Here is a 1,495-nt window from a genome sequence, read left to right on the forward strand (position 1 = left end):
GCAGGCGCGCCGGTGCCTGCAACCGCCAGTCCTGGCCGCCGGCCTGGATCCGCCCACTGGCCAGGCGCCCACGCCAGTCCCCCTTGTTCAGCTGGCCATCCAGGCCGAGGTCGAACTTGAGCTGCGGGCCATCCAGCGCCAGGGTCAAGGCTTGCTGGCGAATGTCGCCTTTGCCGTTGGCCTGCAAGGTGCCCAGAGCCGTGTCACCCAGCTGAATGCCGCTGGCCTTGAGTTCGACAACGCCGCGCTGGGCGTTGTCCAGACGGGCATCCAGGTTCAGCTGCTGCAAGCGGTTTTCCGCCTGGGCCAGCCGCTGGCCCAGCAGGGTCAGCGTACCTTGCGGGGCCTGCAGGGTGCCGGCGACGTCCAGCCGGCCCTTGACCTGGCCCTGCAACCTTGGCCACAACTGGCCCAGGCGCGGCAGGTCGAGGTCGAGCCGCCCGGCCAGGCGCTGCTGCAGGCTGCCGCTACCATTGATGCGGTTATCCCCCAGCTGGATTGCCAGCGCGCCCAGGGTCCAGCTCTGCCCTGCCCCCTGGGCCTCGGCCTTGAGCATTGCCGGCTGGCCGCGCAAGCGGCCTTTCAGGTCTAGCTGGGCATCGAGGCTCAAGGCGTCGCCTTTCATCTCGCCTTTGCTGCGCAGCGGCCCCGCCAGGGTACCCGGCAGCTCGGCCAGCCAATAGGCCGGGTCAAGCGCCGACAACTGCAGGTCGACATCCCATGCCAGGGTGTCGGCGAAGCGCACGGCAACACTGCCGGCAGCCTTGCCTTGCCCGGCGGTCAGCGCCAACTGCGGCAGCTTCACCTGGCTCAGGTCACCTTCGAAGGGGCTGGCCAGGCTGAACTCGCCAGCCGGGCCATCCAGGTCGCCATTGAAGGTGCCCTGGTAGTTGCCATCGCGATAGTGCACCTGAGCCATGAACCGCTTGAGGGTGACCTCGGGCGGTGTCTCCAGTGGATACAGGCGCAGCCACGGGAAGTCCTGCCAGTCCAGCTGGGCATCGGCGACCAGACCTTTTTGCCAGTCAGCGGTGGCTTGCAACTTGACCCGTTGGGTATCGCTGGCGTTCAGGTCCAGGGCATCGAGCCTGGCGCCTTTGCTGTCGACCAGCCCGGACAACAGCAAGGCGATCGGCGACTGCTCGGCCGGCAGGCTGGCCGCCCCCGAAAGTTGATAGCCCTTGCGCAGGTCGCCGCTGGCATCGAGCCTGAGCTGGTTGAACTGCACGGTATCGGGCAACGAGGCAGCCGGTTTGAATGCCTCGGAGCGGATCTGCAAGGTCGCTGGCAGGTGCTCGGCCAACGCCTGCAATTGCCCGCTCAGCGTGGCATCGAGGTAACCACTGCTGGTGCCGGCGAGTTTCAGGGTTTTCTGCAACTCGCCGGTAGCAGTCAGCGCCAGCTGCCACGGTTTGCCGTCTACGGCTGGCAATTGCAACTGCGCCTGGAGTTGCACCGGCCAGTCAGCTTCGGGCTGCAGGTCGCCCTGCAGGTT

Annotated in this window: 1 protein-coding gene; it reads right to left on the bottom strand. The window is 67.1% G+C overall.

Translation table 11 applies throughout. The features are described 5' to 3' along the window. Positions 1-1,495: AsmA family protein (locus JV551A3_RS16410; RefSeq protein WP_459565070.1), on the bottom strand; the 1,495-nt coding region annotated here is incomplete at both ends.

The sequence above is a fragment of the Pseudomonas inefficax genome, assembly GCF_900277125.1.
GTDB lineage: Bacteria > Pseudomonadota > Gammaproteobacteria > Pseudomonadales > Pseudomonadaceae > Aquipseudomonas > Aquipseudomonas inefficax.